Origin of the sequence: Microbacterium sp. LWH12-1.2, from assembly GCF_040675825.1 — a bacterium.
Taxonomy (GTDB): Bacteria; Actinomycetota; Actinomycetes; order Actinomycetales; family Microbacteriaceae; genus Microbacterium.
Map to the genome: position 1 here is coordinate 2,757,331 of NZ_JBEGIJ010000001.1, position 16,271 is coordinate 2,773,601.

At 69.3% G+C, this 16,271-nt stretch carries 18 protein-coding genes and 1 tRNA gene; 10 read left to right on the plus strand and 9 right to left on the minus strand.

Annotation, left to right across the window (positions count from 1 at the left end):
- Nucleotides 1-21 precede the first annotated feature (21 nt).
- From MRBLWH12_RS13080 to MRBLWH12_RS13095, 4 genes are read left to right on the plus strand one after another with little or no spacing between them, the layout of a single operon-like run.
- Nucleotides 22-1,422 carry an FAD-dependent oxidoreductase gene (locus tag MRBLWH12_RS13080; protein WP_363549595.1) on the plus strand — a complete coding sequence of 467 codons (1,401 nt, stop codon included), beginning with the start codon at nucleotides 22-24 and terminating at the stop codon, nucleotides 1,420-1,422.
- The gene (gene fdxA / locus MRBLWH12_RS13085) at nucleotides 1,419-1,748 is read left to right on the plus strand and encodes a ferredoxin (protein ID WP_363549598.1); all 330 of its coding nucleotides are present in this window, start codon (nucleotides 1,419-1,421) and stop codon (nucleotides 1,746-1,748) included. Before MRBLWH12_RS13080 ends, fdxA begins: the two co-directional genes overlap by 4 nt.
- The gene (locus MRBLWH12_RS13090; RefSeq protein ID WP_363549600.1) at nucleotides 1,741-2,712 is read left to right on the plus strand and encodes an NAD(P)/FAD-dependent oxidoreductase; all 972 of its coding nucleotides are present in this window, start codon (nucleotides 1,741-1,743) and stop codon (nucleotides 2,710-2,712) included. Before fdxA ends, MRBLWH12_RS13090 begins: the two co-directional genes overlap by 8 nt.
- 41 nt (nucleotides 2,713-2,753) lie before the next feature.
- Nucleotides 2,754-3,434, plus strand: coding sequence for a hypothetical protein (locus MRBLWH12_RS13095; protein ID WP_363549602.1), 681 nt, complete (start codon nucleotides 2,754-2,756; stop codon nucleotides 3,432-3,434).
- Between the two features lie 15 nt (nucleotides 3,435-3,449).
- Here MRBLWH12_RS13095 and MRBLWH12_RS13100 read toward each other — a convergent pair whose 3' ends face one another.
- Nucleotides 3,450-3,911, minus strand: coding sequence for a DUF3817 domain-containing protein (locus MRBLWH12_RS13100; RefSeq protein WP_341976974.1), 462 nt, complete (start codon nucleotides 3,909-3,911; stop codon nucleotides 3,450-3,452).
- Nucleotides 3,912-4,005: 94 nt separating this feature from the next.
- Between MRBLWH12_RS13100 and MRBLWH12_RS13105 the strand changes: the two genes are divergently transcribed.
- Nucleotides 4,006-4,923 carry an AraC family transcriptional regulator gene (locus MRBLWH12_RS13105; protein ID WP_363549605.1) on the plus strand — a complete coding sequence of 306 codons (918 nt, stop codon included), beginning with the start codon at nucleotides 4,006-4,008 and terminating at the stop codon, nucleotides 4,921-4,923.
- Between the two features lie 33 nt (nucleotides 4,924-4,956).
- Here the strand turns inward: MRBLWH12_RS13105 and MRBLWH12_RS13110 are convergent, their stop codons facing one another.
- On the minus strand, nucleotides 4,957-6,147 hold the full coding sequence (locus tag MRBLWH12_RS13110) for an MFS transporter (protein WP_341976969.1): 1,191 nt from the start codon (nucleotides 6,145-6,147) through the stop codon (nucleotides 4,957-4,959).
- A 115-nt stretch (nucleotides 6,148-6,262) separates the two neighbouring features.
- Here MRBLWH12_RS13110 and MRBLWH12_RS13115 point away from each other — a divergent pair, with 115 nt between their 5' ends.
- Nucleotides 6,263-7,360 carry a hypothetical protein gene (locus tag MRBLWH12_RS13115; RefSeq protein ID WP_363549608.1) on the plus strand — a complete coding sequence of 366 codons (1,098 nt, stop codon included), beginning with the start codon at nucleotides 6,263-6,265 and terminating at the stop codon, nucleotides 7,358-7,360.
- Between the two features lie 179 nt (nucleotides 7,361-7,539).
- The gene (locus MRBLWH12_RS13120; protein WP_363549611.1) at nucleotides 7,540-8,391 is read left to right on the plus strand and encodes a serine protein kinase RIO; all 852 of its coding nucleotides are present in this window, start codon (nucleotides 7,540-7,542) and stop codon (nucleotides 8,389-8,391) included.
- Between the two features lie 152 nt (nucleotides 8,392-8,543).
- On the opposite strand, the gene MRBLWH12_RS13125 is transcribed toward MRBLWH12_RS13120, so the two are convergent.
- A complete protein-coding gene (locus tag MRBLWH12_RS13125) occupies nucleotides 8,544-9,182 on the minus strand; it encodes a TOPRIM nucleotidyl transferase/hydrolase domain-containing protein (protein ID WP_363549614.1) in 639 nt (212 codons plus the stop codon).
- A gap of 88 nt (nucleotides 9,183-9,270) precedes the next feature.
- Here MRBLWH12_RS13125 and MRBLWH12_RS13130 point away from each other — a divergent pair, with 88 nt between their 5' ends.
- The gene (locus tag MRBLWH12_RS13130) at nucleotides 9,271-10,668 is read left to right on the plus strand and encodes an MFS transporter (protein WP_363549617.1); all 1,398 of its coding nucleotides are present in this window, start codon (nucleotides 9,271-9,273) and stop codon (nucleotides 10,666-10,668) included.
- A 3-nt stretch (nucleotides 10,669-10,671) separates the two neighbouring features.
- On the opposite strand, the gene MRBLWH12_RS13135 is transcribed toward MRBLWH12_RS13130, so the two are convergent.
- The gene (locus tag MRBLWH12_RS13135) at nucleotides 10,672-11,214 is read right to left on the minus strand and encodes a MarR family winged helix-turn-helix transcriptional regulator (protein WP_363549620.1); all 543 of its coding nucleotides are present in this window, start codon (nucleotides 11,212-11,214) and stop codon (nucleotides 10,672-10,674) included.
- Between the two features lie 118 nt (nucleotides 11,215-11,332).
- Here MRBLWH12_RS13135 and MRBLWH12_RS13140 point away from each other — a divergent pair, with 118 nt between their 5' ends.
- On the plus strand, nucleotides 11,333-12,001 hold the full coding sequence (locus MRBLWH12_RS13140; protein ID WP_363549622.1) for a hypothetical protein: 669 nt from the start codon (nucleotides 11,333-11,335) through the stop codon (nucleotides 11,999-12,001).
- A gap of 7 nt (nucleotides 12,002-12,008) precedes the next feature.
- On the opposite strand, the gene MRBLWH12_RS13145 is transcribed toward MRBLWH12_RS13140, so the two are convergent.
- Genes MRBLWH12_RS13145 through dcd form a run of 3 tightly spaced genes read right to left on the minus strand, consistent with a single transcriptional unit; the run spans nucleotide 12,009 to nucleotide 14,180 of the window.
- A complete protein-coding gene (locus MRBLWH12_RS13145) occupies nucleotides 12,009-12,497 on the minus strand; it encodes a GNAT family N-acetyltransferase (protein ID WP_363549625.1) in 489 nt (162 codons plus the stop codon).
- 14 nt (nucleotides 12,498-12,511) lie between these two features.
- Nucleotides 12,512-13,573, minus strand: coding sequence for a hypothetical protein (locus tag MRBLWH12_RS13150; protein WP_363549628.1), 1,062 nt, complete (start codon nucleotides 13,571-13,573; stop codon nucleotides 12,512-12,514).
- A 1-nt stretch (nucleotide 13,574) separates the two neighbouring features.
- Nucleotides 13,575-14,180, minus strand: a complete 606-nt coding sequence (dcd, locus tag MRBLWH12_RS13155) for a dCTP deaminase (RefSeq protein WP_341976954.1) — start codon at nucleotides 14,178-14,180, stop codon at nucleotides 13,575-13,577.
- A gap of 94 nt (nucleotides 14,181-14,274) precedes the next feature.
- On the opposite strand from dcd, the gene MRBLWH12_RS13160 reads away from it, so the two are divergent.
- A tRNA-Gly gene (locus MRBLWH12_RS13160) sits at nucleotides 14,275-14,348 on the plus strand.
- A 26-nt stretch (nucleotides 14,349-14,374) separates the two neighbouring features.
- On the opposite strand, the gene MRBLWH12_RS13165 is transcribed toward MRBLWH12_RS13160, so the two are convergent.
- Nucleotides 14,375-15,073: a response regulator transcription factor gene (locus tag MRBLWH12_RS13165; protein ID WP_363549631.1), complete on the minus strand. Its 699-nt coding sequence runs from the start codon at nucleotides 15,071-15,073 to the stop codon at nucleotides 14,375-14,377.
- Nucleotides 15,070-16,245 (minus strand): sensor histidine kinase, encoded by a 1,176-nt coding sequence (locus MRBLWH12_RS13170; RefSeq protein WP_363549634.1) that lies wholly within the window; start codon nucleotides 16,243-16,245, stop codon nucleotides 15,070-15,072. Before MRBLWH12_RS13170 ends, MRBLWH12_RS13165 begins: the two co-directional genes overlap by 4 nt.
- Nucleotides 16,246-16,271: the final 26 nt, after the last annotated feature.

Genomic DNA, 16,271 nt, shown 5'->3' on the forward strand with positions numbered 1-16,271 from the left:
GCCCGAAAGGCCTCCTTCGTCATGACCTCTTCCTCTCCCACCCTGCGCGTCGCGATCGTCGGCGCCGGCCCCGCCGGCATCTACGCGGGCAATCTGCTCGCCGGAGCCGTCGCCGAACGCGGGCGTCGCGTCGAGATCGATCTGTTCGAGTCGCTTCCGGCCCCGTACGGCCTCATCCGCTACGGCGTCGCTCCCGATCACCCCCGCATCAAGGGCATCGTCAACTCGCTGCACGAGATGCTCGACGCCTTCCCCGTGGCATCCGATGACGAGCCGGCGGCGACGCGACGCACCATCCGCTTCATCGGCAACGTCGAGGTCGGCCGCGACATCTCCATCGACGAGCTGCGCGAGCGCTACCACGCCGTGATCCTCGCCACCGGCGCGATCCGCGATGCCGCGCTCAACGTGCCAGGCGTCGACCTTCCCGGCTCCTACGGCGCCGCCGATTTCGTCGCCTGGTTCGACGGGCACCCCGATGTGGCGCGCACCTGGCCCCTGGATGCCGAATCGGTCGCGGTCATCGGCAACGGCAACGTCGCCCTCGACGTGGCCCGCGTGCTCGCGAAGCACGCGGTCGACCTGCGCACCACCGAGGTGCCGGACAACGTGCTCGAAGGCCTCGCGTCGTCGGCGGTCACCGACGTGCACGTGTTCGGCCGCCGCGGCCCCGCCGACATCAAGTTCACGCCGATCGAGTTGCGTGAACTCGGCGAGGTGAACGACGTCGACATCGTGCTCTACGACGAGGACTTCGACGGTGTCGACCCGGCATCCGCTTCGACCAACCAGCTGAAGGTGATGCTGCGCACCCTGAACGGCTGGCGCGACCGCCCCCAGTCCGGAGCATCCCGCCGTCTGCACCTGCACTTCTGGCACGCTCCGGTGGAGATCACCGGTGACGATCGCGTCACCGGCATCCGCTTCGCGCGCACTGCTCCCGGCGCCGATGGCACCCTCGTCACGACGGGCGAGTTCCGTGACTACCCGATCCAGGCCGTATACCGGGCTGTCGGCTACTACGGCACCCGCGTCGCAGGAGCGCCCTTCGACGAGAAGCGCGGTGTCGTGCCGAACGACGGCGGCCGGGTCGACGGCGAGCCGGGGCTGTACGCGACCGGCTGGATCAAGCGCGGACCGGTCGGCCTCATCGGGCACACGAAGTCGGATGCCCTGGAGACGATCTCGAACGTCGTCGCGGATGCCGAAGCGGGGCTGCTGACCGCGCCCGACGACTCCGAAGACGTCCTCACGGTTCTGGAGGAGCGCGAGACCGAGTTCACGACGTGGGACGGCTGGCTCGCCCTCGACGCGCACGAGCGTCACCTCGGCGAGAACCACGAGCACACCCGCGAGCGCGTCAAGGTCGTGCCCCGCGATGAGCAGGTGGCGGTGTCCCGCGACGGAGCGCTGGTGCAATGACATATGTGATCGCTCTGCCGTGTGTCGATGTGAAGGATCGTGCCTGCATCGACGAGTGCCCCGTGGACTGCATCTACGAGGGCGAGCGTTCGCTGTACATCCACCCGGATGAATGCGTGGACTGCGGTGCCTGTGAACCGGTGTGCCCGGTCGAGGCGATCTACTACGAGGACGACCTCCCCGAGGAGTGGGCCGACTACTACAAGGCGAACGTCGAGTTCTTCGACGAGATCGGTTCCCCTGGTGGCGCGGCCAAGACCGGCGTCCTCGCCTTCGACCACCCCGTCATCGCGGCCCTCCCGCCCCAGGACGGCGAGCATGGCTGAGACGGCCGCGGCGGAGGTGCCACCCGGCCCCGCCGCCGACCCGCCGACAGAGTACGACGTTCTCATCGTCGGCGGCGGACCGGCAGGACTCTCCGCCGCCCTCAACCTCGGACGCTCTCTGGTGCGCGTGCTCGTCATCGACGCGGATCGCCCGCGGAACGCCGCCACCCTGAACTCGCACGGCTTCCTCACCCGCGACGGCGTGCCCCCGCACGAGCTGCGCCGACTCGCGCGGGAAGAACTCGCCGCCTACCCCAACGTCGAGGTGCGGACCCGGGTGCGGGTCGCGTCGCTGGCGAAGACGGATGCCGGCTTCACGGCCGCCATCGGCCGGCGCGAGCCCACCGAAGTGATCTCGGCGCGGTCGGTGCTGCTGGCCACCGGGCTTCGCGAGACGCTGCCGGATGTGCCGAATCTGCGCGGCTTCTACGGCATGAGCCTGTTCAGTTGCGCGGCCTGCGATGCCTGGGAGCTGCGGGGGCGGCGGCTGGCCCTGATCGGAGAATCCGCGGATCTCGCCGATCGCGCCCGGCTCATCGGACGCTGGACCGAGAGCCTCACGGTGTTCACGAACGGCGCCGACACGGTCACGACGACCGAGGAGGCCGAGCTGGCCGCGGCCGGAGTGGCCGTGCAGCGGCATCCGATCACCGAACTCGTCGGCGACCGAGGCCGGCTCGAGGCCGTGCGCCTCGCCGATGGCAGCGAGGTCATCCTCGACGGCGGATTCGTGCGCCCCGTCTGGGAGGCGGATCTGTCGTTCCTCGACGGCATCACGCCACCGCTCGACGACGCGGGGCATCTGCTGACCGACCGCTCCGGGCGCACCGGGGTTGCTGGGTTGTACGCCGCCGGCGATGTCGCAGCTCCCGGACCTCAGCAGCTCATCGTCGCGGCCGGCGCCGGCGCGCGGGTCGCCGCGGTGATCGTGCACGACACGATCGGCGTCGCGACGGCGCACTGACGCGGCCCTGCTCGCCGAGGCCGAGGGATAGGCTGACCGGCATGACACGCACCGACGAGGTCCCGACGACGTTCCGTCTCATGGCCGTGGCTGCGGTGATCGCCCTGGCTCTGCCGCTCAGCGGGTGCATGTTCGGTCAGATCCCCCCGAACGATCCGGGTGTCGACAAGCCTGTCGACGAGCCGGAGCCCAGCGACGAGCCGGCCGAAGATCCGGCCGGGGATCTCCCCGCCGCTCTGTCGTTCGCCCAGGGCCAGGAACTCCCCTCGACCGCGTACATCGAGTGGGGCGACGGCCTCATGACCGACGATGGCTGGACCGTCGTGTCACCCGACAACGGCGACGGCGGTTGGAAGTACGGCACGGGCGACGGCACCTGCACCGCCCAGTTCTGGCAGGGCTTCATCGCCGACGTTCCTGTCGTCGCCGGCGACGACAGCGCGTCGTCGGATGCGATCCTCGGTGTGCTCCTGAAGACCGATACCGCCACCATCACGCCCGCCGCGACCACCGGCGAGTTCGGTTACCAGCCCGGTGGAGACGGTGGCGTCGAGAACCGTCAGGTGCTCGGCATGGAGGGCGATCGGTCCTGGATCATGGCCGCTCGCGCGTTCACCGCCACCGGCGTCGGGCTGTATCTCATCGTCGACTGCACCGGCGGCGACCCGAACGCCGTGCTCGCGGAGGTCGTCGAGAAGAACGCGATCGTCGTCACTCCCTGACCCGACGCCGTTCGGTCATTTCCCGCCGGGCGGACCGACCAGCAGCAGGATGACGTAGAGCGCGACGATCCCGACGACGAGGAGGGCCGCGAGCATCCACGGGCGGCGCAGGAACCAGCGCATCAGCCGGTCGAACCAGCGGCGGTCGCGCGAATCGTCGGTCTCCTCCAGGCGCCATGCGCCGCGCAGACGCCCGGTGCGGTGCAGCCACATCTCGACGGGGATCGTCGCGTAGGGCACGATCGCACTCGCGACGGCGAGGACGGCGACACTCAGTTTCCAGCGCTGATTGATGGCGACGAGGACTGCCGTCGCGGCGTAGGCAAGGAAGACGAAACCGTGGATGCCGCCGCCGATCGTGACCACGACACCGGGGGCGCCGAGCGCGCGGGCGATGATCGCCGAGATCAAGATCGTCCAGGTGATCGCCTCCGCGATCGCAAGAACACGGAACAGACGGTCGGGCGTACGGAACACGGCACTCCTCGGGTGGTTTCTGTCAGCGTAGAGGAGCGGAGCTATGCGTCAGCTCGGGCGGAATAACCTGCCGTCCGCCGACGTTCCTCACGTCATGGCGACAGTCGACTCGGATGCCCTCTCCCAGGTGCTCGGCTCCGTCGACCTCCGCGTCGGCGTGGCTCGCCGCGTGAGCCTGTCCACCGGCTCGCTCCTGCCGCTCGCGCCCGGTGCAGCCACTCTGATCTACGTCGCCGCCGGCAGCGTGCACGGGCATCCGCCCCTGAGCACCGGGTGCCATCTCGATGTCGACCGCGCATCGCAGCACGTCGCCGTCGACCTGCGGGGCGACCGCGAGCACCTCGTCGCCGGTGACGCGTTCCTGACCCTGGGCGAACGGCCCTTCGCGCTGGAAGCCGACGCCGATGCGGCCCTGATGATCGTCGACCTCGAGCTCTCGGACGCCATGGCGCAGTTGGGCTCCGTGCTGCCGCAGAACATCACCGTGACCGGGTTCGATGCTCTCGAGCCCGCCGCCGCGGCCCTCGCCGAGAACATGGGCCAGGTCGATGCCGGCGCGTGCCCGGTGCGCCAAGGCGACCCCGTCATCTGCCGGATGATGGCGACGACCGTGCTGCTCTCGGTGATCCGCGCATGGGCGGAGAACGGATGCGCTCCCGAGGGCTGGCCCTCCCTGTCAAAGGATCCGTTCCTCGACCGCGTCGTCGACGCGATCCACGACGAACCGGGTCGGGACTGGACCGTCGAACGCCTCGCGAGCGTCGGGGCCATGTCTCGCTCGGTGTTCGCCGAGCGCTTCCGCAGCGCCCTCGGTCGCTCCCCGGCGGACTACGTCACCGAGGTGCGTGTCGACGCTGCGAAGCGGATGCTCGACGCCGGCCACCCCGTCTCGACGATCTCGCGCGACCTCGGTTACGCCTCGGATGAGGGCTTCAGCCGCGCCTTCCGCCGTCGCACCGGGCTGACGCCCTCCGCCTGGCGGATGGCGCACCGCACCGCCGTTCCGGCGTAGCGGCAAGGGCCCGCGGCATCCGCCCCGCGCCCCTCAGGCCCGGATCCGGTTCGACAGCCCGAACAGCACCGCACCGACCATGAGCGCTGCTGCACCGGCGATGTACACGAGCTCCACACCGAGAGTGTCGACGAGCAGCCCGCCGACGCCGGCGGCGACCATGATCGCTCCCTGGAAGCCGACCACCACGAGGCTGCCTCCGGCCTCGAGCCGGTCCGGCATCCGGTGTCCCACCCAGGTGTTCACGACGATGAGCCACGAGGCGAAGAAGAAGCCCCAGACGGTCACGACGATCCCGAGCCCGACCACCGTTCCGGAGAGCAGAATCATCGCTGCGACGGCCACCGCGATGACCACCGGCGCGAGCACCGCGAAGAACTCGAAGGAACGGTCGATCACGATGCCGATGATGATGTTGCCCACGAGTCCGCCGGCGCCGAAGAGCGCCAGCAGCACCACGATCGTGGAGGCATCGACGTCGGGAATGCGCTCCAGCGCGAGGCGCACGTAGGTGTAGGCGAGGAAGTGGCCGAGCACGACGAGGACGTGGCCGATGAGGCCGAGACCGACGCCCGGCCGGCGCACGGTGTCGACGAGCAGGCGGATGCTGGACGCCTGAGCGGCCGGCACCGAGGGCAGAAGCGTGCGCAGGCCGATGGCCAGCAGCCCGGTCGCGACGCCGGCAACCGCGAAGACCACGCGCCAGTCGGCAAGCTCTGACAGCATCACACCGAGCGGGACGCCGGCGACGGTTGCCAGTGACGCACCGGCCGAGGTGAACATGACCGCTCGGCCGAGGCGCTCGGGACCGGCGATCCGGACCGCGACCGTGATCGACATCGACCAGAAGGCGCTGATCGCCGCACCCAGCAGGAATCGCGCGAGCAGCACGATCAGCAGGCTCGGCGCGATGGCGACGATGAGATTGGAGACAGCCGCGGCGAGCGCCATCCAGACGAGCAGCGAACGGCGATCGAGCCGCGGGAACATCAGTCCGACCGTCGGCGCGACGATGAAGCCGACGAGCGCGGTGACCGTCACCGTCTGGCCCGCCTGTCCTGGCGTGACGCCGAGGGCTTCCGCCATCTCGGTGAGCATGCCGTTGGGGAGGAACTCGGCGGTCACCAGCAGGAAGCTCATCAGCATGACGACGATGAGCCCGCCGTAGCGGATTCTCTCCGCACGGGAGGCGGGGGCGGTGGGAACAGGAGCGGTGATCGTCATGGTTCCACGTTCGCACCGAACGGATGCCTCCACCCGACCGGTCGTCCACGGCATCCGACCATTCGTCCGGCGCCGCCTTCAGGAGGCTCGCAGGCGGGGCCGCAAGAGTGAGCGGGTGCGCATGACCGGGTGGAGGCGACGGATGCTGCACCTCGCCGCGCTCGCGACCGCCGGCCTCGCCCTCTCGGCGTGCGCTCCCCAGGTCGGGGACGATGACTGGACGCTGGAGCCGATCGGCTTCCACAACCAGATGACCGGACGCCCTGGCGACACGTTCTTCGGCGACACCCCGTTCGCGAACGAGCCTCGGATCGACGTCGCCTTCGGCATGTCGATGCTCGCGGCAGACGGCACCGGCGGGTTCTGGGCGATGTCGGCCGGCTCGTGGCTGCACCTCGGCGCTGATGGCGAGAAGCTGGCACGCTTCAACACCGAGTTCGACGATCCGCTCACGCGCATCAAGGCGATCTCGGCGCTCTCCTCCACCGAGCTCGCGGTGGTCCGCGACGACGGGCACCCCGTGCTGGCCGTGCTCGACACCACGACGATGACGATGCGCGACCTGCCCGGCGTGCCGCCCACCGAGTTCCCCGACTTCGGCGACTTCGTCTTCGGCGATGTGGCCGTGCACGACCGCGACGCGATCGTCGTGCGCTACCAGCCCCGGCCGCCCGCGTACATGGACTACGAGGTGCTCCGCATCGACCTGGACGACGGCGAGCGCGAGCTGCTGTACAGCCGGCCGCTCGCGCTGTCGGAAGCGGATGCCGCACCTCCCGCCGTTCCTCCGATCGACGTCGATGTCGACGCTTCGGGGCGCATCTATCTCGCGACCCCCACGGCCCGGATCGTACTCGAGCCGGACGGCACTGAGCGGAGTGTCGAACGGCAGGACGCCGATCTCGCCCGGGTCGCCGCCCGCCCGGATGGAGTGGCCCTGTGGTGGGGCGGGGCCCCGGGTCCACCCGCCGCGAACGGAGTGATCGTGGGCGGTTCGGGCGAAGCCCGCGCCTCGATCGAGCTCCGCGAAGGATGCGCCGAACCCCCTCTGTACCGCGCGGATGCCCTACGGATGACGGACGGGATGGCGGAGCATCCGCTGCCCTTCCTCTGCGGTGCGAACGCAGCAATCTGGACCGGATCGTCGTGGGTGGTGGCGATCGGCGGCGAGGGCGACGGCGTGCTCGTGCGACTGACCCCGCCGGCAGACTGACTCTGGACACCCGACCTCGTCAGGGCCTAGGCTCGACGACGCACCGGGATGAGCCCGGAAGGCCAGAGCGAGAGGAGCCGAAGACATGAACACCGTCTTTGTCGCGCCCCTCGCCGACATCCTTCCCTGAGGCCGCCCGCTCCTGTTCCGCGGTGTGGCCCTTCTCCTGGAGCCACACCTTGTCAGAACTATTCGCGTCTTTCGACGCATCCCCTTTCGAAACCACCCTCGCCTTCGCCGACGTCGAACCCGGCGAGGGCCAACGCTGGACCACCTGGCCGGCGGTCACCCCGTCCGAGCGCGGACCGGAGCCGCGCCCGTCATGGGTCGTGACGTCGGCCGGCGCACTCGACACCGAGCTCGGCATCCTCAAGACGGGCAAGGAAGCGGATGTCTTCCTGCTCGAGCGTGCGGTGCCGGATGACCCCACCCAACGCACCCTGCTGGCGGCGAAGCGGTACCGGAGCAGCGACCATTCGAGCTTTCACCGCTCGGCCGTCTACACGGAGGGACGGAGCACTCGCAACACCCGCGACACCCGAGCGCTCGCCAAGAAGTCGAGTCACGGCCGCGAGGTCGCAGCCGGCGCCTGGTCGTTCGCCGAGTTCGAGGCGCTCTGCCGGATGTGGGAGCTGGGCGCCCCGGTGCCTTATCCGGTGCAGGTCAGCGGCACCGAGGTGCTGATGGAGTTCCTCGGCGATGCGACCGGCACCGCCGCTCCGCGCCTCGCGCAGGTGCGAAGCGACCGCGCCGAGCTCGCCGACTTCTTCGCGCAGATCGTCGACCTCATGCGGATCTTCGCCGCTGCCGGCTTCGCACACGGCGACCTGTCCGCGTACAACCTGCTCGTGCACGAGGGCCGGGTGCGGGTCATCGATCTGCCGCAGATCGTCGACATCATCGCGAATCCGCAGGGGCTCGACCTGTTGCACCGCGACTGCGTGAACGTCTGCGACTGGTTCACCCGCCGCCGCGTGGAGTGCGATGCCGAAGAGCTGTTCGCCGAACTGCTCGCGGCCTCGTACACGTGAGGCTCGGCATCCACCCATTCCCTACCGCTCCCGTCGCGAAATAGCCCGGTATTCGGCTGCCATACCGGGCTGTTCTGCGACGGGAACGAAGGGAAGCACGCTCCGCGACCCGTTCACGGGGTCGTCCGGCGCCGAGAACGCAGGAACTGCTCTCATTCCCGTCGGTTGAGAGCAGTTCGCGCGTTCTCGACGGATTCCGGATGCTGCAGCACCGCATCGAGCAGAGCGACCAGGGGCGGCGGCATCCGCTCGATCGGTAGCGCATCGACGATGTCGGCCGCGAACCGTGCCTTGCGCCCCGCGGCCGTGCCGGCGAAGCGATGCAACTGCGCCTGGATCGTGCGGGCACGCTGCGCCGGCTGATCCTGGAAGACACGAAATCGCGCGAGCTCGCCACGCTCGGCGAGGGTGTCCAGCACGAGGTCCGACCCTGCGGCCGCGATCACCTCTTCCTCGAGGTCACGCTCACAGCCGAAGAAGCCTGCGGCATCCGGCTCGCCACCCTCCTCGAGGATCCCCGAGTCGACGAGGACCCCGACCACGTATCGCCGCTCAGCGGTGTCGTAGAGACCGAGCACCCGTGTCGAACCGGACTCCCCTGCCGAACCGGCGGCAGGGCGCATCTCGGCGAGTCGGCGACGCAGGTTCGTGATGCCGCCCATGTTGACGAGACTGACCGCCTTCGGATCGATCACCGCGTCGAACCGGCGCCCGAGCGCCTCGAAGGCGAGCAGGTCGCTCTCCCCTTCGAACAGCACGACCGTGTGCGACGCAGCATCCGTCTTCGGCATGCGTCGACACTACTTGAGCCCGATGCCGGCCGGATTGCGCGCGGCGCGCCGTCACCGGCCGTTCACCGGGCAGCGCCAGACTTCGATCATGAGCGACGATGCGATGATCCCGAAGCCGCAGGCGCCCGCGAACAGCGGAGCCGTCGGCGTGATCGGGCTGGACCTGCGCGGCGAGACACCGGCGCCGAAGAAGCAGGTCTACTCCTGGGCTCTGTGGGACTGGGCGACGCAGCCGTTCAACACCGTCATCCTCACGTTCATCTTCACCGCGCTCTACCTCGTCACCGATGCGTTCCTGCCGGCCGATATCGCGGCGCTCGGCAAGAACGACCCGGTGAAGGAAGCAGCGATCGCCGAACTCACCTCGGGCCTGGGGCTCGGGTCGACCATCGCCGCTTTCGCGATCCTGCTCGTCGCTCCGGTGCTCGGCCAGCGGGCGGATGCCGCCGGGCGGCAGAAGCTCTGGCTCGGCATCGGCACCGGGGCCCTCGTGCTGTGCATGTTCGGCCTGTGGTTCGTCGAACCCGTGCCGAGCCTGTTCTGGGTGGGCGTTGCCCTGATCTCGGCAGGATCGGTGTTCGGTGAGATCGCAGCGGTGAACTCGAACGCCATGCTGATCGGCATCGCCAATCCGAAGACCGTGGGACGCATCTCGGGCCTCGGCTGGGGCTTCGGCTACCTCGGCGGCATCGTCGCGCTCGTGATCGTCGTCGTGCTCGACGCCGTCGACTGGCTCGGGATGTCGACCGACAACGGCCTGCCGTTCCGGCTCATCGCCGTCGGTTGCGCGGTGTGGGCGATCGTGTTCAGCATCCCGATCTTCCTGAATGTGCCGGAGCCGTCGCTCGGGCGCCCCGACCGGAAGGTGGGATTCTTCGCGTCGTACCGGCTGCTCGTGCGCGATGTGGTCGGCTTGTACCGCGACCCCGAGACGCGGCCGACCTTCTGGTTCCTGCTGTCGAGCGCCGTCTTCCGCGACGGCCTGGGCGGCGTGTTCGCGTTCGGCGCGGTCATCGCCGGCACCGTGTTCGGGTTCGAGTTCCAGCAGCTGGTGATCTTCGGCATCGCCGCCAACCTCATCGCCGGCGTCTCGACGATCATCGCCGGCCGGTTCGACGATCGGTTCGGGCCGAAGCCCATCATCCTGGTGTCGCTCGCGTCGATGGTCGTGGCCGGGCTCGCCGTGTTCTTCCTGGTGGATGCCGGCACCACGGTGTTCTGGATCGGAGGCCTGATCCTGTGCGCCTTCGTCGGCCCCGCGCAGGCGGCGTCTCGCTCCTTCCTCGCCCGAGTGACTCCGGCCGGACGCGAGGGCGAGATCTTCGGCCTCTACGCGACGACGGGACGGGCCGCGAGCTGGATGGCGTCGGGAGCCTGGACGGTGCTGATCGCCCTCACCCACCAGACCTCGTTCGGCATCCTCGGCATCGTGATCGTGCTCCTGGCCGGATTCCTCCTGCTGCTCCCGGTCAAGGCGGCCCGCTGAGTCTCAGTTCTCCCAGTTGTCGGCGAGCTTGCCGAGAAGGCGGGCGAGGTCGCGCTGCTCGTCGTCGGTGAACGCCGCGAGCGCGCGGCCGAGCAGTTCGCGCCGTTCTCCCCGCATCCCTCTGGCGAGCTTGCGCCCCTCATCGGTGAGCGCGATGCGCGTTCGACGGGCGTCGTCGGGGTCGGCCTCGCGACGCACGTAGCCGAGTTCGACGCCCTGCTGCACGAGGCGTGAGGCACGCGGCTGATCGACGCCGATCGCCTCTCCCAGCGCGCTGACGCTGAGCGGGGCGGATGCTGCGGCGAGCGCCTCCAGCATCCGCAGCCGCGCAGGCGCGCCGAGTCGTCCCGGCCCCTCGGCCATCCACGGCGGCATCCCCGGGTGCCCATGCCGGCCGAACTTCTCGCCGTGCGGACCGTCATGCCCGTGCGGGCCGCCATGCCAGCCGTGCGGACCACCGTGGCCGCGCCCCGGCGGGCGGCGGCCGCGCAGACGAGACAACGCCTGGGCGATTGCTTCAGCGGGGTCGATCTCTTCGGAACTCACCCTCTGACTTTACATGCGACTTGACATGCATTCACATCGCATGTCACACTACATATACATGCATGGTGACAACCACATGCACATTGACATTCACTATCGAGATCAAAGGATTTCACCCATGAACACCACTGACACACGCAACCCCGACAACACGTCCCGTCCCTTCGGCTACTGGCTGAAGGCCGCTGACCGGCTCATGGCCGCCGAGTTCGTCACTGCTTTCGAGTCCGAGGGCATCACCCGGCGCGACTGGCGGATGCTGAACATCATCGACGGCACGGTTCCGTCGCGGCGCCCCGTGAACGAGCACAAGCTGCACCGACTCGTGGAGCGCGAGTGGGTCGTCGCCGATGGCGATGGCTGGACACTCACCGATGACGGCCGCGCGGCCAAGGAGCGCCTCGGCGTGACCGTCGACGAGATCCGCGCTCGCGTCTCGAATGCTGTCTCCCCCGAGGACTTGGCGATCACCCTCGCCTCGCTCGAGAAGATCGCCAAGGCTTTCGGCTGGGACGAGGAGACGGAGATTCCTCGCGGTCGCGGCCGCCGGTTCGGATTCGGTCCTCGCGGTTTCGGACGGCACGGCTTCGGCCCGCACGGCTTCGACCGTCACGGATTCGGACCCCACGGCCACGGCCACTGCGACCAGGCCTCCGAGGGCGACCACGGCCACGGCCACGGCCACGGCGACCGTCGCCGCCACGGTCGGCCCCCGTTCGCGCACGTCGCGCAGGGTGCCTACGAGCGAGGCTTCGACGCCGGCTTCACCCGCGGGCGCGACGCCTGACGGGCACTCACGAATCCAGGGGGACGGATGCTGCGGCATCCGTCCCCCTGGTGTTTTCGCCGACAGATGCCGGTGCGACCGCGCTCATGAAGACATCGACGGGGTCTTCCGCGTCGACGACGAAACCGTGCCGTTCGTAGAGCCGACGCGCCGGACTCCCGGCGAGAACATTGAGGCGAACGCACTGCCCGGCGTTCTCCGCCAGCACGGCCGCGAGAATCGCAGCCCCGATCCCGCGCCCCTGCAGTTCGGGTCGGAGGTAGAAGTGCTCCAGCCAGACGCTGTCGCCGTCGGGGCGCATCGAGATCGAGCCGGCGTCCGTGCCGTCCACGACGATCACGCGCGTCCGCGCAGGAATGAAAGCGTCGATGAACCGCTGCCGGACCCGGGCCGCGTCGTAGCGCCCCAGCCTCTGCAGGTCGTCCAGGAGGACGACGGCACGGAGCTCAGCGATCCACCCGGCATCCGCAGCTGCACTCGGCCGCAGGCTCCACATGCCCCGTGCCCTGCTCAGATCGGCAGCGAATAGTAGAACTGCCGGACGGCCTCATCGTCGGGACCTTCGACGAACAGCACCCAGGGCTGCGACTCGTCACCAGTGACGGACCACAGAATGCTCAATGACCCGGCCCCGAGATAGTCGTTCCGGATTCCCTTGCCCTCGAAGACTTCGTCGGTGACGTCGGGTTCGCCGCGCTCGCCGGCGAGCGTCGCGTACGCCGCATCGGCTCCCGCATCGTTGTCGAAACCCCAGACGGTGAAGCTGATCGTGCCGACCGACGACTCGTACTTCGCTCCAGCTGTCTCCGAGGCCGGGACCACGGCGACGTCGGCGGTCTCCCATGCGTCGGAGAGCTGCCAGGTGACCGCTCCATCGGCACCGGTCACGCTCTCACCGACCACGGACGAGACCTCGACGCAGAGCTCGCCGCACCGGTCTGAAACCGGCTGCGCGACGGGTACGGGTTCGGCAGCCGTGGTCTCGACGGGGCGTGCAGCGCTCGGCTCCGCCGTCGACGATTCGATCACCGAGGGCTCCTGGGCCGCGAACTCCCAGGGAGCGTTGTTGAAGAGATAGACGAGCGCGATGATCGCGCCGATGAGCAGCACGACGAGCCCCGTGAAGATGCCGATCGTCCAGCCGCGGTAGCTGTTGGGGGCCGCCGTCCCCGGCTCGAGGTACGGATTCGCGTCGGTGTAGCCGCTCGAGACGGCTTCACCCGGGGAGTCTGCGATGGCCTCGCGGGTCACTGGCGCAGGAGCGGGCGGGGCCGGCGGTGCCGCGGGTGCGGGCGATACGACTCGCTCCGGCAGAGCCGATGCGGGGAGCACCGGCTCCGGGATGATCGGATCCGGGACGACCGTCTCCGCGCCCGGAGCAGACGTTGCGCTGCCGAACGTCGGCGGAGCCGGCACCTCGAAGTCGGGCACGACCGAATTCGGGTCGGCGAGGTCCGGCTCGACCACGGGCGGGTTCGCGGCCGTCAGAGCCGGCTCGCCCACCGGCATCGGAGGTGCGGCGGCAGCATCCGGATTCGAGTCCTGCGGAGCATCCGTACTGTCGCCGCTCATGTCAGCCTCCGAGGGAGCCGACATCGGTGGTGCCGACGTCGGTGCGGTGGAAATTCTGGAAGGAGCGGGATGCCGTCGGCCCGCGCTGCCCCTGGTAGCGGTTGCCGTAGGGGCCGGAACCGTAGGGGTTCTCAGACGGCGACGTGAGGCGGAAGAAGCAGAGCTGACCGATCTTCATCCCTGGCCACAGCTTGATCGGCAGCGTCGCGACGTTCGCCAGTTCGAGCGTGACATGCCCCGTGAAGCCCGGGTCGATGAATCCGGCCGTGGAGTGCGTGATGAGGCCGAGACGGCCGAGTGACGACTTGCCCTCGAGGCGCGCGGCGATGTCATCCGACAGCGTCACCTGCTCGAATGTCGCGCCGAGCGCGAACTCCCCCGGGTGCAGGATGAACGGCTCGTCCGGATCGACCTCGATCAGCCGCGTGAGTTCGGGCTGATCCTCGGAAGGATCGATGAACGGGTACTTGTGGTTGTCGAACAGGCGGAAGTAGCGGTCCAGGCGCACGTCGATGCTCGACGGCTGGATCATCTCCGGCTCGTGCGGGTCCAGGCCGATGCGGCCTGATGCGAGTTCTGCCCTGATGTCGCGGTCGCTGAGAAGCACGGCCCCAGCCTACGGGCAGATGGCGCCCGGCGCTTTTGCCATCCGCGACGCGGCAGGTAGGCTTGCCTTCACCTGATCCCTCGGGACCGGGTCCGGGACTGTAGTTCAATGGCAGAACTTCTGCTTCCCAAGCAGATAGCGCGGGTTCGATTCCCGTCAGTCCCTCCACGAGATGTTTCCTGTCGCAGCGACCGTCAGCTGGGCCGGTCGAAGGCCCCGGCCGACGGCGCATCACCGGCGGAGCCGGGAACGATCAGTCCCATCTCGTACGCGCTGATGGCCGCCTGGGCCCGATCGCGCAGATGGAGCTTGGTCAGCACGTTGCTCACGTGCGTCTTGACAGTGTGCTCGCTCACCACGAGCTCTGCGGCCATCTCCGCGTTCGAGAGGGCGCGGCCGAGCAGGACGAGGATCTCCAGCTCTCGCGCGGTCAGCACGTCTCGGTACCGCACGGGGATATCGGGAAGAGTCCGCCCCTGCACCACCGCTTCGATGAGGCGCCTGGTCACCGAGGGCGCGATCAGCGCGTCACCGGCGGCGACCACTCGTACGGCATGCACGAGGTCGTCGCGGCGCAGATCCTTGAGCAGGTAGCCGCTGGCTCCGGAGCGGAGGGCGTCGAAGACGTAGTCGTCCTGGTCGAAGGTGGTCAGCATGATGACCCGGGTCGGCGTGGCGGCGCAGATGGCCTTCGTCGCCGCGATGCCGTCGAGCTGCGGCATCCGGATGTCCATCAGCATCACATCGGGCCGGTGCACGTGGGCGGCCGCGATCGCCTGCAACCCGTCGCTCGCTTCTCCGACGACGTCGATGTCCGGCTGGGCGTCGAGGATCATGACGAAGCCCGTCCTGACCAGCTCCTGATCATCGGCTACGACCACCCGGATGCTCATGGGGTGGGAATCCTGGCTACGACCTCGAACCCGTTCGCACCCACTCGCGGACCGAACCGCGCCGATCCGCCGCACGCCGCCGCTCGTTCCCGGATGCCGATCAGTCCAGCCCCGCTGCCGATGTCCTCTCCAGGCACGGCGGCATGGGCGCCATCATCGACGACCGAGATCCTGAGCTCGGCATCCTCCCATCGCAGCCCGACCACGACGCTCTCGGCGTCGGCGTGCTTGATCACGTTGGTGAGCGCCTCCTGGACGATTCGGTACACCGCCACCTCGACGTCGGGCGGCAGGGCACGTGGGGTGCCGCTCGACTGGAGGGTCCCGTGCAGGCCGACGCCGGCGACGAGGTCGGGGAGCCGGGCGAGGGTCGGTTGCGGCGCGCGGGCGAGGTCCGGCTCGGCGAGCAGTCCCAGTGTTCTTCGCAACTGCGTCATCGCGTCGCGGCCTGCCTCTGCGATCGCGTCGAAGATGGCTTCGGTGCGCCCGGCGACAGCGGCCCCGGCCGCCGCGCCGGCTTCCGCCTGCACGACCATCAGGCTGACTGCGTGGGCGAGGATGTCGTGCATATCCCTGGCGATCCTGGCGCGCTCCCGCTCGGCCGCGCGCTCCGTCTCCACCGCACGCTCGCGCGCCACCCGCGCCGCCCGTTCCTCGAGCATCGTCGTGTTCTCCCGGTGCAGCTCCGCGCTTCGGCCCAGCGCGTAGGCGGCTCCCCACAGGATCGCCTCCCGGATCCCGACCGCCAGCGATCCGAACACGCCGCCGATGACCGTGATGCCGACCGCCGCCAGGATGAGGGTGATCCGTCGCTGGCGCTGCGGCGCCCGATCCGCCACCGCATACATCAGCGTGAGCGCGCCGTACCAGATCGGCTGCTCCGGCCCCTCGCTTCCGACGACGGCGTAGACGCCGATCCCCGCCGCGGAGATCAGCAGACACACGATCGGTGCGTAGCGTCGACCGAGGACAGGAAGCGAGACGAGCAGGACCGGGAGGAACTCAGCGGCGGTCCACGGGCGGCCGTCGCTGCGGGTAGTGGCCAGGAACGGCGTGACCTGCCCGGCCAGAGCCAGCACCGTGAGCGCCGCGTCGACACCGGCGGGGGGAAGCGTACGCAGGCGCGCAGACCACCCGTGCAACGCACGTCGTATCGCTGAACCGTCGGACATCGACTCCTCCTCGGATCGCGCCTGCG

Bases quoted from the DNA above. Each gene is read 5' to 3' on its own strand.
- MRBLWH12_RS13080 (WP_363549595.1), top strand. From the start codon at position 22: ATGACCTCTTCCTCTCCCACCCTGCGCGTCGCGATCGTCGGCGCCGGC.
- fdxA (WP_363549598.1), top strand. From the start codon at position 1,419: ATGACATATGTGATCGCTCTGCCGTGTGTCGATGTGAAGGATCGTGCC.
- MRBLWH12_RS13090 (WP_363549600.1), top strand. From the start codon at position 1,741: ATGGCTGAGACGGCCGCGGCGGAGGTGCCACCCGGCCCCGCCGCCGAC.
- MRBLWH12_RS13095 (WP_363549602.1), top strand. From the start codon at position 2,754: ATGACACGCACCGACGAGGTCCCGACGACGTTCCGTCTCATGGCCGTG.
- MRBLWH12_RS13105 (WP_363549605.1), top strand. From the start codon at position 4,006: ATGGCGACAGTCGACTCGGATGCCCTCTCCCAGGTGCTCGGCTCCGTC.
- MRBLWH12_RS13110 (WP_341976969.1), bottom strand. From the start codon at position 6,147: ATGACGATCACCGCTCCTGTTCCCACCGCCCCCGCCTCCCGTGCGGAG.
- MRBLWH12_RS13125 (WP_363549614.1), bottom strand. From the start codon at position 9,182: ATGCCGAAGACGGATGCTGCGTCGCACACGGTCGTGCTGTTCGAAGGG.
- MRBLWH12_RS13130 (WP_363549617.1), top strand. From the start codon at position 9,271: ATGAGCGACGATGCGATGATCCCGAAGCCGCAGGCGCCCGCGAACAGC.
- MRBLWH12_RS13140 (WP_363549622.1), top strand. From the start codon at position 11,333: ATGAACACCACTGACACACGCAACCCCGACAACACGTCCCGTCCCTTC.
- MRBLWH12_RS13145 (WP_363549625.1), bottom strand. From the start codon at position 12,497: ATGTGGAGCCTGCGGCCGAGTGCAGCTGCGGATGCCGGGTGGATCGCT.
- MRBLWH12_RS13150 (WP_363549628.1), bottom strand. From the start codon at position 13,573: ATGAGCGGCGACAGTACGGATGCTCCGCAGGACTCGAATCCGGATGCT.
- MRBLWH12_RS13165 (WP_363549631.1), bottom strand. From the start codon at position 15,073: ATGAGCATCCGGGTGGTCGTAGCCGATGATCAGGAGCTGGTCAGGACG.
- MRBLWH12_RS13170 (WP_363549634.1), bottom strand. From the start codon at position 16,245: ATGTCCGACGGTTCAGCGATACGACGTGCGTTGCACGGGTGGTCTGCG.